A 15,187-nucleotide genomic window follows, 5' to 3' on the forward strand; every position below is an offset into this window, starting at 1 on the left:
GGTGACGGAGAGGAGTGTGCCCATGCGTCCGGTCTGGAGCGGTTCGCTTTCACTCGGTCTGGTGACGGTGCCGGTCCGGTTGTACAGCGCGGTCGAGAATCACACGGTGCACTTCCGCCAATTCCAGCGCGGGACCGAGGACCGCATCCGGTACCGGAGGGTGAACGAGCGCACCGGTAAGGAAGTCGACCTCGACGACATCGTCAAGGGTTACGAGCTCGACAGCGGCGAGTACGTGGTGGTGGAACCCGAGGAACTCGACGAGATCGCTCCCGGCCGGTCGAAGTCGCTCGACATCGAGAGCTTCGTCGAGCTGGACGCCATCGATCCCATGTTCTTCGACAAGACGTACTGGCTCGCGCCCGCGAAAGAGGAATTCGAGCGTCCGTACGCGCTGCTGCTCGAAGCGATGCGGTCGTCGGGCAGGGCAGGGATCGCGAAGTTCGTCATGCGCGGCCGCGAGTACCTGGCGCTGGCCCGTTCGGGGGACGGCGTCATGGTGCTCAATACCCTGCATTTCGCCGCCGATCTGCGCGACCCCGCCGAGCAGCTGCCGGACCTGCCGGGCAAGGCCAGGGCGCGCGGCAAGGAACTCGACATGGCCGTCAACCTCATCGACGCGATGAGCGACGATTGGCGGCCCGAGGAGTACCGCGACACCTACACCGATCGCGTGCGGAAGCTGATCAAGGCCAAGAAGAAGGGCGAGACCATCACGCCAGCCACCGAACCCGGTGAGCCGACGAAGGTCGTCGACTTGTTCGAGGCCCTCGCGAAGAGCGTCGAGAGCGGGAAACCCAAGAAGAAGGCTTCCGGCGCCAAGACCCCAAAGGCCCCGAAGGCTCCGAAGGCTCCGAAGAAGAAGGACTTGTCCTCGCTGTCGAAGGCGGACCTGGAAAAGCTGGCGCGGGAGCGGGACATCAAGGGACGGTCGAAGATGACGCGGGCCGGGCTGGAGAAGGCGCTCAAGGCTTCGTGACGACGCCCGCGGTCGCCAGTTCGCCCGCGATGGCCTCGATCAGCAGCCGGACGTCCTCCGCGGCCGTCGTGTGCAGCCCTTCCGAAACGATCAGGACGTCGGACGTCGTGGCGGAGACCGCGGAATGCCCGCTCTGCCGGTTCGTCCACCGGCGCGCGTGAGCTTGGCCGTCTTCGTCGGCGAAGATCACTTCGCCCGGGTTCGGGTTCTCGACCGTGCCCGCGAAGGTCACGTATTTCTCGTCGCCTCGCGCGTGGCGGACCTCGAGTGAGCCGCCGATCTTCGCGACGTCGAGCACCGCGACAGGGATGGCGTAGGCGACCGACACCGCGTTGCAGAGGTCGATCACCGGATGGATCCGGGGGAGTGTGCCCTCCTTCCGCAGCCGGCGAAGCAGCGATTCCGACGCGCAGCGGTACTGCGTCGGCTTCAGGCCCATCTTGGCGAACGCCCGGCGCCAGGCCTGGATCTCGGGGAATTCCGATTCCGGGCCGTCCGCGAGCCGTCGCGCCGCCCGCGCGACGAATCTTTCGAGGTCGACAGGCAGTTCGGGGGTGATGCCGGTGGCTTGGAGGGTGCCGACGGCGAGGCCGGGGTGATCGGCGCGGACTTCGGGGTGGTGCTGGAGTCGCATACGAGACCTGTCTATTGGGTGGTGAACGCGAGTTTGGCGCCGAGCGCGGCGAAGGAACCGGCGAAGATCCGCCGCATCCAGGCGAGCACGCGTGGCCGGGAGATGACGTGGCGGCGCACGCCGGCGGCGAGGACGCCGTACACGCTGAACACGACGAACGTCGCCAGCATGAACACCCCGCTCAGCAGGAGCATCCGAGGCAGCGAACCGGGCTCGCCCGCCGGGACGAACTGGGGCAGGAACGCGAAGAAGAACAGCGTCAGCTTCGGGTTCAGGACGTTGATCAGCACGCCGGAGGTGATCGTCCGCAGCGCCGGCTTCGGTTCGGGATCGCCTTCCACGACGATCGCGTCCCGATCCCTCAACGTCGCGAACGCCATGTACAGAAGGTAAGCGACGCCAAGGTATTTGATGATTTCGAAGGCCACCGCGCTCGCGTACAGCAGCGCCGCGAGGCCGGTGATCGCGGCGACCATGTGCGGGATGATGCCGAGCGTGCAGGCTGTCGCGGCGAGGACGCTCGCGCGTCTCCCACGGGCCAGCCCGGCGGACAACGTGTAGACCACGCCGGTGCCGGGCGTGGCGACCACGACCAGGGTGGTGATCAGGAAGGCGATGCTCACGCCGCTCACTTTGCGCGCTTTTTGGTCTGATGAACAGAACCAAAGCCGTGCTGCTCCACTGGACCAAAGGCCTGCGTGAGGCGGCCTGGGGGCGTCACCGGATGTAGTGGCATGATGCACGCTCGCACGTCGACGAGGAAGGCCTTGTTTTGAGCGCGCGCACCTCCCAGGTGGACGACCTCCGGCTGGTGGCACAACCGAATGCCCTGTTGTGCTCTGAGCTCTTCGTCCGTCTCATCTTGTCGGATTGGTCCTTGCGGCCGTTGCTCGACCAGGCGAAGACCGCCGCCGCCAGACTCGTGGGCGCACTCGTCGACGCCGCCGATCCGAAGGCGCCGCCGTTCCTGACGCTGAGATTGCGGCTGCGGTCGGACGTCCTGGTCATCGAGGTCGACCACGAGCTGGGCGGTCTGCCCGCGCCGACACCCGCGCCTGGCGAGCGGACCGGGGTGGTGCCGTGCGAGACCGGCGGTGTGACCACCTGGTGCGAGCTGCCGCTGCCCGGCGGCCTGTCCGCCGGACAGGTGCGGCTGCCGCGGCGGGGGGACCGCAGGACGCTGGTGGACGAACCCGTCTCCGGTGAGCCCGTCGGCGCCGATCCCGAAGTCCTGGAACGACTTTTGTCGCGGCTGAGTGGCTGGTCCGGCTGATCCTCGTGAAAGGATCCGCGGATGGGCTCGAAACGCGTCACCACACCGGTTCTGGAGATCGAGTACGAGCAAGCCGGTGAGGCCGGCGCGCCGGCGGTGATCCTGCTCCACGGGTTCCCGTACGACGTGCGGGCCTACGCCGAGGTCGCCCCGATCCTCGCGGACGGCGGTGCCTCGGTGTACACCCCGTATCTCCGGGGCTTCGGCGGGACGCGGTTCCTCGACGGCGCCACGCCCCGCTCCGGGCAGCAGGCCGCGCTCGCGCAGGATCTGCTCGACTTCATGGACGCGCTGGGGCTCGAAAGCGCCGTCGTCGCCGGGTACGACTGGGGCGGCCGCGCGGCTTGCATCGCGGCCGCGCTCAGGCCGGAGCGCGTGCGCGGGCTGGTCTCGGTGGACGGCTACAACGTCCAGAACCTCGCCTCCGCCGGGAAACCGGCGCCGCCGGAGTGGGAAAGCACCTACTGGTACCAATATTACTTCCATTCCGAGCGCGGCCGTCGCGGACTGGCGGCGAACCGCGAGGAGCTGTGCGCCCTGTTGTGGCGCACCTGGTCGCCGACCTGGACCGGCGCCGACGCCGCCTTCCCGGCCAGCGCTCCCAGCCTCCACAACCCCGACTTCGTCGACGTCGTCATCCACTCCTACCGGCACCGTTTCGGCCTGGCGGAAGGGGATCCGCGTTACCAGGCGCTCGAAGACCTGATCGCGGAAGAACCGGCCATCACGGTACCGACGGTCGTGCTGGAAGGCGGGGACGACGGCATCGGCGGGCCCAGCGCGGAAGAGGACCGCGAGTACTTCACGGGGGCGTACGACCACCGCGTTCTGCCTGGGGTGGGTCACAACGTTCCCCAGGAGGCCCCGGAAGCGTTCGCCGCCGCGGTCGCTTCCCTGCTCGTCCGGCGAAAGGAACGTCCGTGACCGACCCCCAGCCCGCACCTCCGGTCCCGCCAGGGACGTTCCTGCTCGAACTCGTCCCGGTGCCGGTCAGCGACATCGACCGGGCGAAGGAGTTCTACACGGAACGGCTCGGTTTCCACCTCGACGTCGACGTGCGGCCCGCCGACGGGGTCCGGATCGTCCAGCTCACCCCGGCCCGGTTCGGCCTGCTCGATCACCTTGGCCACGGGGATCGCGTCGCTCGACATGCCGGTCGGGACGCTGCGCGGGCTCCATCTGGTGGTCGCCGACATCGAGGAGTCCCGTGCCGCGCTCATCGCCAGGGGGACCGAGGTCGGCCCGGTCGAGGACATGGGCGGCGTCTTCTACGCGGCCTTCAGTGACCCGGACGGCAACACCTGGACGCTCCAGCACATGCCCTGGCGCGTCGCGTGAGCGTGATCACCCGTCCGTGCGCATGACGAATCCGGATCTTGATTTGTCCTTCCTGAGTACGGCGCACGATCCGGGCGCCACGGACGTGAGGAGGACCCGATGTCGTTGGGCGACAAGATCGGCAACAAGGCCGAAGAGTTCGGTGGCAAGGCCAAGGAGACCGCCGGCGACGCCACCGGCAACGAAGAACTGCGCGCGGAAGGCCAGACAGACCAGGCGAAGGCCGGTCTCAAGGGCGCCGTCGAGAACGTGAAGGACGCTGTCGGTGACGCGGCGGACAAGCTCCGCGACACCTTCAAGAAGTAGCGGTTCCTTCCGGGCCGGGGCAGCGGATTCCGCGCCCCGGCCCGTCTCTTCAGCTGTGCAAGACGACCGGCAGGCCGGTGAGCCGTGTGCCCTGGATGCCGCCGAGGAACGTCTGCCGGAGTTCGGCGTACGGCACGGCGAGCCGGGCTTGGGGGAAGTCCGTGCGCAGGACCGTCGCCACCGCCCGCAGTTCGAGCTGCGCGAGCTGGGCGCCGACGCAGAAGTGCGGTCCCGCGCCGAAGGTCAGGTCCGGGCCCGGTTTCCTGGCCGGGTCGGTGTTGGTGCCCTGGATGTCGACGAGTACCGGGGCCCTGGCGGGGAGCCGGACCCCGGCGAGGTCGAGCTCCGTGGTGGTGAACCGCCAGAGGGTGAACGGCGCGGGCGGACATACCCGGAGGGTTTCGCGGACCAGGTGCCCCTCGGGGGTGGTGTCGCCGTCGAGGAGCCGTGCGATCAGGAAGCCTATCGACGCGTCAGTGGTCAACTGTCCGGCGAAGATCAACGCGAACAGGTGATACCGCAGGTCGTCCTCGGACGTCCCGGGCGGGAGGTTGTCGCGTAATTCCGCCGCGAGCCCGTTCCGGTCCGGCGTCAATCCCGCGGCGGCGAGGTTGGCGATCGCGGCGATGGCCTTGCCCTGGGCGCCCGGCTCGGGGTCGGACATGCGGCGGCAGGCGTCGACGGCGACGTCGAGCAGGTGGAGCGGGATACCGAGCAGATCGAGCAGCACGGTGAGCGGGAACCGGGTGGAGAAGCCGTCCATGAGGTCGACGGTTCCGCCACCGAGGTCCGTCAGCAGGACGCGCGCGATCTTGTGGATCCGGTCCGACTGCGCCTGGATCCGTTTGGCGCTCAGCAGCGGAGCGTGTGCTCGCCGCAATTCGGTGTGATCCGGGCCGTCCAGTGTGGTGAGGGACGGCTGTTCGGCGGCGGTTTGTTCGAGGCCGGTCCAGTTCTCGGGGGCCAGCGCGGGATCCTTGGCGATCCGCGGGTCTGACAGGACCTCGCGGGCCAGCTTCTCGTCGGTCACGATCCACGCTTTGCCGCCCGACGGCGCGGCCACTTCGACGAGGGGACCGGCGGCGCGCAACGCGGGACGGACGGGGTCGGGCTCGGTGATGCCGCGGGTCGTGGCGGTGAACGGGTCGGGGAGCAAAGGAACTCCTTCACAAGAAAGTAGCTTCACGATGAAGGTATATTGGTGACCGGTAGGTTGTCAAAGCACTTACTCGAGGAGGTTCAGTGGAGGATCGGGTCACGTCGTTGCTGGACGGCCTCCGGAGCTTCGGCGCGAACTACACCGAGTTCACCCGGCGCTTCGCGAGCTGGCTCGGCCTGCACTCGACCGACGCCGTCGCGCTGGTGGAGATCCTCTACGCCGAGGACACGGGCTCGCCGCTCTCCCCGGCCCGGCTCGGTGAACGGATCTCGCTGACCTCGGGAGCGACCACGAACCTGCTGAACCGCCTGGAAAACCTCGGTTATGTGGTGCGGACGAGGGAAAGCACCGACCGGCGGATGGTGACCCTGCGCAGCGGCCCCGACATCCAGGGACCCGCGCGCGAGTTCTTCGGCCCGTTCAGCGCGGGGCTCGCGGCGCTGGTGGCGGAGTATCCGGCGGAGGAGATCGAACGGTTCGAGGCCTTTCTGCGGAATCTACGGTCCACAATGGACAAGGTGCTCGAGGAGCAGGGGTAGGGGCTCCCGCTCCGTTCGAGTGTTCTCACCCACCTGACCAGTCCGCGTCGCCTCCGGCACCGAATCCCTCCCAGACGCCATGGAAACCGCGTAGCCGGGCGTCGGGCGAGGTGGAGGCAGCTTGATGGTCGAGGGTGTGCGGACGAGTCTGCGTGAAAACGGCGGCACCGGAGCGGAGCCCGCCGGAGCGAGCCTGATGGAACGGGTCGCGACCGGCGACGAACAAGCGTTCGCCGACCTGTACGACGCCGTGGCGGGACCGGTGTGGGGAGTGGTGAACAGGGTCGTCCGCAACGGCACGTTCGCCGAGGAGGTCACCCAGGAGGTCCTGGTGGAGGTGTGGCGGACGGCGGCGCGGTTCAAACCGGGCAAGGGGACCACGCTGGCCTGGGTGCTCACCATCGCGCACCGGCGGGCCGTGGACCGGGTGCGCTCGCACCAGGCCGCGCTCGATCGGGACGACCGCGCGGGCAGACTCGACTTCCGGCGCCCGTTCGACGAGGTCGCCGAGTCCACGATCAGCAATCTGGAGCAGCAGCGGGTGCGCCAATGCCTGTCCGCGCTGACCGATCTGCAACGCGAATCGGTCGTGCTGGCCTATTACAACGGGTACACCTACCCGGAGGTCGCGGAAGTGCTCAAGACCGCGCCCGGCACGGTGAAGACCCGGATCCGCGACGGCCTGATCAGGTTGCGCGACTGTTTGGGGGTGGGGCAATGACGGCGGAACTGCACACACTGACCGGGGCTTACGCCGTGGACGCCGTCCCGGAGGAGGAGGCCGCGGCGTTCAGGCGGCACCTGCGGGGCTGTCCCGCTTGCGGCCAGGAGGTCCGGGAACTGCGGGAGACCGCGGCGCGGCTGGGGGCGGTGCTCGCCGCCGTGCCACCGCCGAGGCTGCGGGAAGAGACGCTCACGCAGGTCGCCCAGACCCGCCAGTGGCCTCCGCTGGTCGCGGCCGCGCGGCGGACCCAGCCCGCGAAGAAGCCGCCCGTCCGGATCGCGCTGTGGGGTGCCGCAGCGGCCGCCGCCGGGGCGCTGGTGTTCGGCCTGGTCACCACGAACGCCGGGCCGGGGACCGGCCCCGCGCAACAGCCACTCGCCTCGGTGAATTCGGTGCTCACCGCCCCCGACGCCTCGACTGTGAAGGGACCGGAACGCGGCACGACCACGGTGGTGACTTCGCGGAGCCAGGGCAAGGTCGTCGTACTGGCGGGTGATCTTCCGCCGTTGGCGCCCGGCAAGGCGTATCAAGTCTGGCTCATCGGGGCGAGCGGCGTGCATTCGGCGGGACTACTCGTTTCGGACGGTCCACATCGGACTCATCCGGTCCTCGCGGACCTGCCGGGAGGGATCGACCGGGTCGGCATCACCGCCGAACCGGCCGGGGGTTCGCGGACCCCGTCCACTCCGGCCGTCGCGATGATCGCCCTGGCCTAGGGCACGGCCCGCGGATCGGTCAGCCGCCCGCAGGCCTGCCAGCGTTGCTGTCGCTGCACGGCGGTTTCCCGGGTCTTGACGAAGTAGTGCGTCGGCCGCTGGACGCGGTCGTGCCCCGGGAGTGTCGGCCCAGCCTGGGTGGGCGCTGTGCGCGGTGACTCCGGAGCCGTCCGCCTCGTTCGCCCAGAGTTCGGCGAGCCCCACCTGCATCCGTTTGGTGGAGGTCGTCGGTGCGCAGCGGCCGGCTGTACATCCCGCCGGAGCTGACCCAGCTTCGGAACCTCAGTGAATACGGGAATGTCCGGCGCGGCGGCGGTCATGTCGTCATGGTGGTCAGCCCCCGTCGCGGCCGGCCAGGGCCGAAAGGTCGAGTTTGCCGTCGAGGAACCGGCCGACCAGCAGGCCCAGCGCGCCGAGGACGAGTACGACGAGGAAGGCGCCGAAGCCGCCGAACGCGCCTGCCACGCCGAGTACGAGACCGGTCAACAGGCCGAGATGAGTGGCGTTCATGAACGTTCTCCTCGCGGTCGGGCGCGGGCCGGCGCCGGTGATCACTGGACGCGGCGGGATTCGGTGGTCTCGTCGGTGTCGTCGTCGCCCGGGATGTACACGTCGGCCACGTTGATGTTGACCTCGACGACCTCGAGCCCGGTCATCTGCTCGACCGCGCCGATCACGTTGCGGCGGATGGACTTGGCGAGATCCGCGATCGCGACGCCGTATTCGACGACGATCTGCAGGTCGACCGCGGCCTGGCGCTCGCCGACCTCGACCGAGACACCCTGCCCGGCGGACGCGGTGGCGCCCGGGATGCGCTCACGCAGCGCGTTGAACGCCCGCGCGGCACCGCCGCCGAGCGCGTGGACACCGGTGATCTCGCTGGTCGCGAGGCCCGCGACCTTCTGCACGACGGTGTCGGCGATCGTGGTCACGCCCTGGGTGGAGACGAGTGCGCTGTTCTCGGCGGGGGCGGCGGAGTTCGAGTTCGGCCTGGCGGTGGTGACGGTGTTCGTCATCGTTATCTCCTCGGTTCGGATTCCCTTGCCTGTGACGGAAGTTCGCGGGTTTCCCGGTTCGCTCCCACACTCCATGGACCCAGCCGCGACAAGATCGTCACGTCCCGATCGTGTGGTCTGGATCTCGCCGATCGTGGGTATACCGGTCAGGGGAGTCCTTCGCCGCAGGCTCTCGCCTTCCCGCGAATTCTCTGTTAGGAAAGGTTCCTAACTAACGGGAGGCGATGTGCGCGGACGAGGTCTGGCGGCGGCGACGGTTCTGGTGGTCCTGTGCGGCGGCTCGGCCGCCGTCGCGGAGACGACGACGGCGGGGTCCGGGGCGCGGGTGGCGCGCAACATCATCTACATCCAGGGCGACGGCCTCGGCCTCGGCCAGCGCGACCTGCTCCGGCTGGCGCTGAAGGGCAAACGTGGTGAACTGGCGATGGACGGCCTCGCGGTCACCGGTCTCGTGCGGACGTCGTCGGACGACCCCGACGAGATCGTCACCGACTCGGCCGCGGCGGCCACCGCCCTGGCCACCGGGCACAAGACGCGCAACGGGGCGGTCGGCGTGGACGTCCATGGGCGTCCGCTGGAAACGATCCTGGAGCAGGCGAAACGGGCCGGGAAGTCGACCGGGCTGGTCACCACCGCGCAGGTGACGGGCGCTTCGCCGGCGGCGTTCGCGGCGCACGTGCCCAGCCGGGATTCGCAGAGTGACATCGCGAAGCAGTACATCGAGAACAGCCGTCCGGACGTCCTGCTCGGCGGCGGCGAGGACTGGTGGTATCCGAAGGGGAACCCCGGTCTCTGGCCGGACAAGCCGGGGGAGGAGAGCCGCAGCCCCTACGGCAACCTGGTCGAACGCGCGCAACGGACGGGCTACACCTATGTGCGTGACGGCGACGAACTGCGGAACACGCGGGCGAACCGGATCCTCGGCCTGTTCGCGAACGAGGACATGGTCGACTACGGCCAGGACGGCGTCGGCAAATACGCGCCGCGGGTACCGCTCCAGCAGATGGCACGCAAGGCGCTGGACACGCTGTCGAAGAACCAGCGCGGCTTCTTCCTGTTCCTGGAGGAAGAGGGCACCGACGGGATGTCGCACGAGAACAACGCGCACGGCGTCATCGACGCGGGCCGAGCCCTCGACGGCACGATCGCCGAGGTCATGCGGTTCGTCCGCACGCACCCCGACACGCTCGTGATCATCGGCGGGGACCACGAGACCGGCGGGCTGAGCATCGAGAACTACGACGATTCCGATACCGACCCCGACCAGGACGGCCCCTTCGACGTACCGGGCTCGAAGCTCAAGTTCACTGTGGACTGGACGACGCACGACCACACCGGCGCCGATACCCCGGTGACCGCCGAAGGCCCCGGCTCCGATCGGTTGGGTGGCACCGTCGAGAACACCGACGTCTATCGGGTGATGCGAGCCGCCGGCCGTCTGTAAGGCCCGAACGCCGTGAAGGCCTCCTTCCCCACTCTGATGGAGTAAGGAAGGAGGCCTTCACGGCATTGTCCGGGAGCGTCAGCCGATGCTCTCGACGACGGCCTCGGCCACCGCCTTCATCGTGGTCCGGCGGTCCATCGCGGTGCGCTGTATCCAGCGGAACGCGTCCGGCTCGGTGAGCCCCTGACGGCTCATCAAAAGGCCCTTGGCCCGGTCGATGACCTTGCGGGTCTCCAACCGGTCGGTGAGGCCCGCAACCTCGGCCTCAAGTGCCTGGAGCTCGGAAAACCGGCTCACGGCCAACTCGATGGCGGGCACCAGGTCGCGTTTGGCGAACGGCTTAACCAGGTACGCCATCGTGCCGGCGTCCCTGGCCCGCTCGACGAGGTCACGCTGACTGAACGCGGTCAGGATGACGACCGGCGCGATCCGGTCGCCGGTGATCTTGGACGCGGCCTCGATACCGTCGAGCTTGGGCATCTTGACGTCGAGGATCACCAGGTCGGGCTTCAATTCGGTAGCCAGGTTGATGGCCTGCTCGCCATCCCCGGCCTCACCGACGACCTCGTAGCCCTCTTCGCGGAGCATCTCGACGAGATCCAGCCGGATGAGGGCCTCGTCTTCGGCCACGAGCACCCGCCGCTGGGGTGCGGCGACGGCACCGTCGGCCTCGGCAGCCTGCTCGGTCACCGGGGTCCTCCTGAGGGTCGTCGGGCAGTTCGATTCGCGGGCTGTCCGCGAACCTGAAGCCTACCGGGAACGATCCAGACGGCTAGATGGCGTTCACCACGTCCAGGCGGTCGTCACACTCCCGGGCCCGGCGAAGGACGCGTGGCCGTGATCCCGTAAAGTTCATCCGGCACCGCCCCCGTAGCCCAACTGGCAGAGGCAACGGATTCAAAACCCGTCCAGTGTGAGTTCGAATCTCACCGGGGGCACGCAGAACGACCAGCGAAAACCGGCCCTCACCAGGCAAAATCAGGTGAGGGTCCGGTGTCGTGCTGTCCGGCTGTGACCGGCTAAAACCGGTGTCCTACGGGTGGTCACCCCCAATACGCCCCCAAATTTCGCGGTACGCGGCATCAGGCGGCGTCACTGGTCCTCGTCCATGCCCTCCGTCCAGCCCAGGGCTTGTTCGATCCGTTGGTGGGCGGCGGATTCCAGGCCAGCGATCACCTTGGCGTAGATCTGATGCAGCACCGCCACAGAGTGCCCAGCCCATTCGGCGCACTGGGTGGACGGGACGCCGCCCGCCAGCCACGTGGAAACGCAGGCGTGCCGGAGGTCGTACGGCCGCCTGCCCAAGGGTGGGCAAAGATGTCAAGACGGCTGAGCGGTGGATCAGCAAGGAGAGAACGCCTCATCGGGTCACGCGGCACGCAATTACCCGCATCCTTGGGGTGCGCGAGGTGGATCTGTGGCCTCAGGTCGCAGGTGACGCCCGGCCGGCTCCGACTGAGTCAGAGTTGGTCCACCTGTACCCGTCGCGATCTGCGATGACGGGTGCCGTGTGGGAGTCGCTACTGACCGCGGTTGAACACGAAATGGACGTCTTGGTCTTCTCAGGGGCCTTCCTGGTTGAGCAGTACAACCTTGTTCCCCTTATCCAGAAGAAGGCGGAGCGCGGCGTCAGGTTCCGATTGCTCGTAGGAGACGAGACGACGCCTGCTGTGATACAGCGAGCAAAGGATGAAGGAACACCGGGCGGGCTTGAGGGGCGAGTACAGCTCATGCGTCGGTACTTGAGCGACGTGTGGAACCTGGAGGGGGTGGAGGTTCGAACACATGGAACGATTCTCTATAACTCAATCTATCGGTTTGACGACAACCTGCTAGTCAACGGCCATGCACATGGCGCATTGGCTGGACAGAGCCCAGTGATGCACTATAGGCGCACTGACGGCGGATCGATCTGGCAGCACTACATGCGATCGTTTGAGCAGGTCTGGTCGGTGGGTATTCCGGAGACTGGAACCAAGAGAGGTTGAAACTGTGGCGCGTATCGATTATTTCGACGACCCTGAGGCACCGAAAGCAAACAATGTAGTGCCGTCTGTGACAGTAGCAATTCGAGACAACAAAGGTCGAATTCTCGTTATCCACAAGGTGGATAACGACTTGTGGGCACTCCCAGGAGGCGGACACGACGCAGGCGAGAGCATTACGGAAACGGCCATCCGTGAAGTGAAAGAAGAAACAGGCCTAGATATCGAAGTGCGGCGTCTTATTGGAACCTACACCGATCCGCGCCACGTAATGGCATACGACGATGGCGAAGTGCGACAGCAATTCTCTTTATGTTTTGAAGGGTGTTGGACGGGCGGAGAGGCACGTGAAGATGGAACTGAAACCAAGGCTGTTCGATGGGTTTCGGCAGGCGAGTTGGCCGACCTGAATATCCACCCCTCAATGCGACTGCGAATCGAGCACGCCCTGGATGATCACCGAACTGAACCTTATCTCGGCTAAGCCGAAAGACGAGCCTCGGTCCGTTCAATTGATTTGCGAAGTATGGGCGCCGCCTTAATCCATGTCCTATGCACCGGGTTATCAACCGGATAGCGACTCAAGATCTCAGAGATTCGCTCGTCGTACGTGAGCGATTCGCCTCCAGGGCCTGTTGTTAAATCGGCAGTGACTAGCGCGTCCAAGAGTGGAGAGTCCTCGAAGGGAAACTCATCCAGTTCGGTGGACATGCCCCTTTCGACAGCCTCAAAACGTGCTCCAGAATGATGGGCCACCAGGTTTACTACAGGCACCGCCCAGCCTTCCTGCTTCAAGTACCTAGCACCGTCGAGAGGATGAAATCGCGTGTGGCCGATGTCAGGCGAGTAGCCGATATCGTGAAGCCACGCGGCTGCAACCAAGGTTGCCTGCTCTGAAGGTGCTACGGCATCGGCAATCTCTGACGCCCGCAGGGCAACCGCTTGTACATGCTTCCAGCGTCGCCCCAGAGGTTCGACGAGTCGTTCGGCGAGCTGCTGCGATTCCTCTATTAGCCCCATGGCGGGGCACCTCCTGACTGAAGATTCTAGATTTTCGGCCGAGGGCTGTGGGTATCAACCACGGAAGTGGCGATCTCCAGTGCGGCCTCAGCTTCCGCTTCGGAAACACGCCGACCTGTGTGTATAACTTGATTTCTTACCTGGACGATTTTCTTGTTCCAATTGACAGGAATCGCAATGTCCAGTTTCTCGGCTAGAGAAAAAAGGCCACCCAATGTCATACTTTTCCCAGCAGCAGGCTAGCCACCCGCTGGTCCGCCATGCTGTTAACTGCATCTGCGACTGCGTGAGTTAGAGCAACCTCCGTGGCGGTCGCACAGTCGACCACGACCGTCCTCCACTCGCGCTCGTACAGCGCACGCCTTGAAGCAATCAGCAAGACTCTTGCCATCGGCGGCTCTTCAAGGTCTCCAGCTTTCCGTAGTGCGTACCTCCAATCGTCAGCGGTCACAATTTTAGGGGAATAGATGTTTGTTCCCGACTCTGTGTACGTCGGAATTCCATTCACCGAGTCGCCCGTCCTGGCGATCGTCGGCGTAAACGAAGAAGCGAAAGAACCGACATCATCCGACAAAACGGTTAGCCAGCTGGTTAATATCTCAACCCATAAGGGAAGCGCTCTTGCAACCCTGGAAAGTTGGCCAGTATTGAGATCTCGATCAGAAGCCCTCAGTCCGAGGCAGTCCACAATAGAATTTTTTTCGAAATGAAGCCCCCAGGGGCGTTCGTCTCTCCAAGAATCTTCGGGCGCATAAAGAGTCCGATCTTCAAGATTCCCCTTAGGAGGCACGATCTCGTAGACAACTTCAGCAATCTTCGTTGCGTATACTTCGTCGAGAAAGTCATGGCTTGAATGAATTTGCGCCCCTAGGGCAATTTTCGCGTAGTGCATACGACTCCTCAACTTGTCGCACCCCAAGCGGGATCAACGGTTCCCAGCATGAGATCGACTCCCTTGCAGCATTCCCCTGCGGCAGGACTACGCGCCGCCCTCTCCCCGGCCAGCCACCTCAAGCAGGGTTACGATCTGCTGCAACGACGTGTTGACGGTTGCGAAGCCGCGGCGCATCTCGTCGCGAAGGTCGATCTGGTCCTCGCGTAGCGCGTTGAGGGTTCCCGTGTGGGCGCGCAGTTCTGCGCGGACTTCGGCGACGTCCCTGTCTGCGCCGGCCGCGAGCACGCGCGCCGCCGCCGCGTCGGCGGAGCGTTCGGTTAGGTCGGCGACCTGGCGTTCGAGACGTGCCACGCGCTGCGCTAGCTCCTCGTCAGGCATGGTGCGATCGTATCCTTCCGGTCGCGCGAATCGACAGGCGGCGAATAACGGGTCCGGAGCCTGTCGAGGTTACGTTTCGTAGTGGGTGACCAAACAGGCTGGCAGGTGGTGGTGGACGGCTATGGCCAATGATCGAACCGCCTCCTTCGGCACCTAGAAGCACCAGAATCAGCCACCGAGCTGCGAAAACTCCCGTAATTCTACGCCTGTAGGTTTACGGGTTTACGGGTTTGCAACACCCGGCCCCAGATGAAACCCGTAGCTTATATTTCCAGCTCAGAGGATGTTTTCCGGGTTTCCGGGTTTACGGGTTTACGGGTTTGATTCCCCGGGTCTCTTAGGAGCCCTTCGCGAACGCTAATCCGCTGATCGCCTCGACACTCGGATCGGTCACGCTCTGTAGAGATGGGCGGCACCACTATCCTGCCAGCCGCTTGTGAGGAGGTGGCATCCCAGGATGAACCGAAGGATGCATAATCGAACACATGTCCGACTCGGCACGAACGGGGCCGGGTAGTCCACGCCATAGTGTCGCCGATCGTGCTTCGTGAGCTGGAGTTTGGCGTGGGCCCCGCGGTACTCGCTGCCGAAGGGGAGGCAGTCTCCCGGTTTGCCGCTGCGACCACAACTGGTGTCGCAGTTGTCGATGATGACCAGTTCCGGACGTGGCTGCTGACCGTCGGCACCTCCGGTTGGCAGTCGGTGGCAGACCGGATTGACGTGGTCATCGCCGGTCTCGATGCCGCTCACTCAGCCTGCGCAGTCTGGCAAGGCCTTACCC

Annotated in this window: 20 protein-coding genes, 1 tRNA gene and 2 pseudogenes; 13 read left to right on the top strand and 10 right to left on the bottom strand. The window is 65.9% G+C overall.

The genetic code is table 11. From position 1 onward, the window contains the following. Window positions 1-22: 22 nt before the first annotated feature. Window positions 23-979 carry a Ku protein gene (locus ACM6LU_RS14385; protein WP_414938157.1) on the top strand — a complete coding sequence of 319 codons (957 nt, stop codon included), beginning with the start codon at window positions 23-25 and terminating at the stop codon, window positions 977-979. Here ACM6LU_RS14385 and ACM6LU_RS14390 read toward each other — a convergent pair. Continuing rightward, the gene (locus ACM6LU_RS14390; RefSeq protein WP_414938158.1) at window positions 966-1,613 is read right to left on the bottom strand and encodes a B3/4 domain-containing protein; all 648 of its coding nucleotides are present in this window, start codon (window positions 1,611-1,613) and stop codon (window positions 966-968) included. The genes ACM6LU_RS14385 and ACM6LU_RS14390 overlap by 14 nt on opposite strands. 11 nt (window positions 1,614-1,624) lie before the next feature. After that, on the bottom strand, window positions 1,625-2,236 hold the full coding sequence (locus ACM6LU_RS14395; protein ID WP_414938159.1) for a LysE family translocator: 612 nt from the start codon (window positions 2,234-2,236) through the stop codon (window positions 1,625-1,627). Between the two features lie 149 nt (window positions 2,237-2,385). Here ACM6LU_RS14395 and ACM6LU_RS14400 point away from each other — a divergent pair, with 149 nt between their 5' ends. The 5 genes and pseudogenes from ACM6LU_RS14400 (at window position 2,386) to ACM6LU_RS14420 (ending at window position 4,530) form a co-directional block, all read left to right on the top strand. Beyond that, entirely contained in the window at window positions 2,386-2,886 is a 501-nt protein-coding gene (locus ACM6LU_RS14400) for an ATP-binding protein (RefSeq protein ID WP_414938160.1), read from the top strand. Window positions 2,887-2,907: 21 nt separating this feature from the next. Next, the gene (locus ACM6LU_RS14405; protein ID WP_414938161.1) at window positions 2,908-3,810 is read left to right on the top strand and encodes an alpha/beta fold hydrolase; all 903 of its coding nucleotides are present in this window, start codon (window positions 2,908-2,910) and stop codon (window positions 3,808-3,810) included. Between the two features lie 59 nt (window positions 3,811-3,869). Beyond that, window positions 3,870-3,929: pseudogene (locus tag ACM6LU_RS14410) on the top strand (VOC family protein); the annotation flags it as partial. A gap of 79 nt (window positions 3,930-4,008) precedes the next feature. Continuing rightward, window positions 4,009-4,224 (top strand): hypothetical protein, encoded by a 216-nt coding sequence (locus tag ACM6LU_RS14415; protein WP_414938592.1) that lies wholly within the window; start codon window positions 4,009-4,011, stop codon window positions 4,222-4,224. Window positions 4,225-4,323: 99 nt separating this feature from the next. Next, window positions 4,324-4,530, top strand: coding sequence for a CsbD family protein (locus tag ACM6LU_RS14420; protein WP_414938162.1), 207 nt, complete (start codon window positions 4,324-4,326; stop codon window positions 4,528-4,530). Window positions 4,531-4,579: 49 nt separating this feature from the next. Here ACM6LU_RS14420 and ACM6LU_RS14425 read toward each other — a convergent pair whose 3' ends face one another. Beyond that, window positions 4,580-5,686, bottom strand: a complete 1,107-nt coding sequence (locus ACM6LU_RS14425; RefSeq protein WP_414938163.1) for a cytochrome P450 — start codon at window positions 5,684-5,686, stop codon at window positions 4,580-4,582. A gap of 86 nt (window positions 5,687-5,772) precedes the next feature. Between ACM6LU_RS14425 and ACM6LU_RS14430 the strand changes: the two genes are divergently transcribed. The 3 genes from ACM6LU_RS14430 (at window position 5,773) to ACM6LU_RS14440 (ending at window position 7,668) form a co-directional block, all read left to right on the top strand. Next, on the top strand, window positions 5,773-6,228 hold the full coding sequence (locus ACM6LU_RS14430) for a MarR family winged helix-turn-helix transcriptional regulator (protein WP_414938164.1): 456 nt from the start codon (window positions 5,773-5,775) through the stop codon (window positions 6,226-6,228). A gap of 124 nt (window positions 6,229-6,352) precedes the next feature. Then, window positions 6,353-6,949 (top strand): ECF RNA polymerase sigma factor SigK, encoded by a 597-nt coding sequence (gene sigK, locus ACM6LU_RS14435; protein WP_414938165.1) that lies wholly within the window; start codon window positions 6,353-6,355, stop codon window positions 6,947-6,949. Then, the gene (locus ACM6LU_RS14440; RefSeq protein WP_414938166.1) at window positions 6,946-7,668 is read left to right on the top strand and encodes an anti-sigma factor domain-containing protein; all 723 of its coding nucleotides are present in this window, start codon (window positions 6,946-6,948) and stop codon (window positions 7,666-7,668) included. The genes sigK and ACM6LU_RS14440 overlap by 4 nt, the downstream gene beginning before the upstream one ends. Before the next feature lie 333 nt (window positions 7,669-8,001). On the opposite strand, the gene ACM6LU_RS14445 is transcribed toward ACM6LU_RS14440, so the two are convergent. Together ACM6LU_RS14445 and ACM6LU_RS14450 are read right to left on the bottom strand one after the other, a co-directional pair. Then, entirely contained in the window at window positions 8,002-8,178 is a 177-nt protein-coding gene (locus tag ACM6LU_RS14445; protein WP_414938167.1) for a hypothetical protein, read from the bottom strand. A gap of 41 nt (window positions 8,179-8,219) precedes the next feature. Further along, window positions 8,220-8,684: an Asp23/Gls24 family envelope stress response protein gene (locus ACM6LU_RS14450; protein ID WP_414938168.1), complete on the bottom strand. Its 465-nt coding sequence runs from the start codon at window positions 8,682-8,684 to the stop codon at window positions 8,220-8,222. Between the two features lie 226 nt (window positions 8,685-8,910). Between ACM6LU_RS14450 and ACM6LU_RS14455 the strand changes: the two genes are divergently transcribed. Continuing rightward, on the top strand, window positions 8,911-10,128 hold the full coding sequence (locus ACM6LU_RS14455; RefSeq protein ID WP_414938169.1) for an alkaline phosphatase: 1,218 nt from the start codon (window positions 8,911-8,913) through the stop codon (window positions 10,126-10,128). 78 nt (window positions 10,129-10,206) lie between these two features. Here ACM6LU_RS14455 and ACM6LU_RS14460 read toward each other — a convergent pair whose 3' ends face one another. After that, entirely contained in the window at window positions 10,207-10,818 is a 612-nt protein-coding gene (locus ACM6LU_RS14460) for an ANTAR domain-containing response regulator (protein ID WP_414938170.1), read from the bottom strand. A gap of 174 nt (window positions 10,819-10,992) precedes the next feature. On the opposite strand from ACM6LU_RS14460, the gene ACM6LU_RS14465 reads away from it, so the two are divergent. Next, window positions 10,993-11,066, top strand: a tRNA-Leu gene (locus ACM6LU_RS14465). A gap of 154 nt (window positions 11,067-11,220) precedes the next feature. On the opposite strand, the pseudogene ACM6LU_RS14470 reads toward ACM6LU_RS14465, so the two are convergent. Continuing rightward, window positions 11,221-11,436 (bottom strand): annotated as a pseudogene (locus tag ACM6LU_RS14470) (integrase); the annotation flags it as partial. Between the two features lie 188 nt (window positions 11,437-11,624). On the opposite strand from ACM6LU_RS14470, the gene ACM6LU_RS14475 reads away from it, so the two are divergent. Together ACM6LU_RS14475 and ACM6LU_RS14480 are read left to right on the top strand one after the other, a co-directional pair. Next, window positions 11,625-12,116, top strand: coding sequence for an XRE family transcriptional regulator (locus ACM6LU_RS14475; protein WP_414938171.1), 492 nt, complete (start codon window positions 11,625-11,627; stop codon window positions 12,114-12,116). 4 nt (window positions 12,117-12,120) lie between these two features. After that, a complete protein-coding gene (locus tag ACM6LU_RS14480) occupies window positions 12,121-12,597 on the top strand; it encodes an NUDIX hydrolase (protein WP_414938172.1) in 477 nt (158 codons plus the stop codon). On the opposite strand, the gene ACM6LU_RS14485 is transcribed toward ACM6LU_RS14480, so the two are convergent. The 3 genes from ACM6LU_RS14485 to ACM6LU_RS14495 form a co-directional block, all read right to left on the bottom strand. Beyond that, window positions 12,594-13,133, bottom strand: coding sequence for an HD domain-containing protein (locus ACM6LU_RS14485; RefSeq protein ID WP_414938173.1), 540 nt, complete (start codon window positions 13,131-13,133; stop codon window positions 12,594-12,596). The genes ACM6LU_RS14480 and ACM6LU_RS14485 overlap by 4 nt on opposite strands. A gap of 217 nt (window positions 13,134-13,350) precedes the next feature. Beyond that, a complete protein-coding gene (locus tag ACM6LU_RS14490) occupies window positions 13,351-14,025 on the bottom strand; it encodes a hypothetical protein (RefSeq protein ID WP_414938174.1) in 675 nt (224 codons plus the stop codon). An 87-nt stretch (window positions 14,026-14,112) separates the two neighbouring features. Further along, window positions 14,113-14,406, bottom strand: coding sequence for a hypothetical protein (locus tag ACM6LU_RS14495; RefSeq protein ID WP_414938175.1), 294 nt, complete (start codon window positions 14,404-14,406; stop codon window positions 14,113-14,115). Between the last annotated feature and the right edge of the window lie 781 nt (window positions 14,407-15,187).

It is taken from the genome of Amycolatopsis sp. cmx-11-51 (assembly GCF_047608665.1).
Classification (GTDB): Bacteria; Actinomycetota; Actinomycetes; order Mycobacteriales; family Pseudonocardiaceae; genus Amycolatopsis.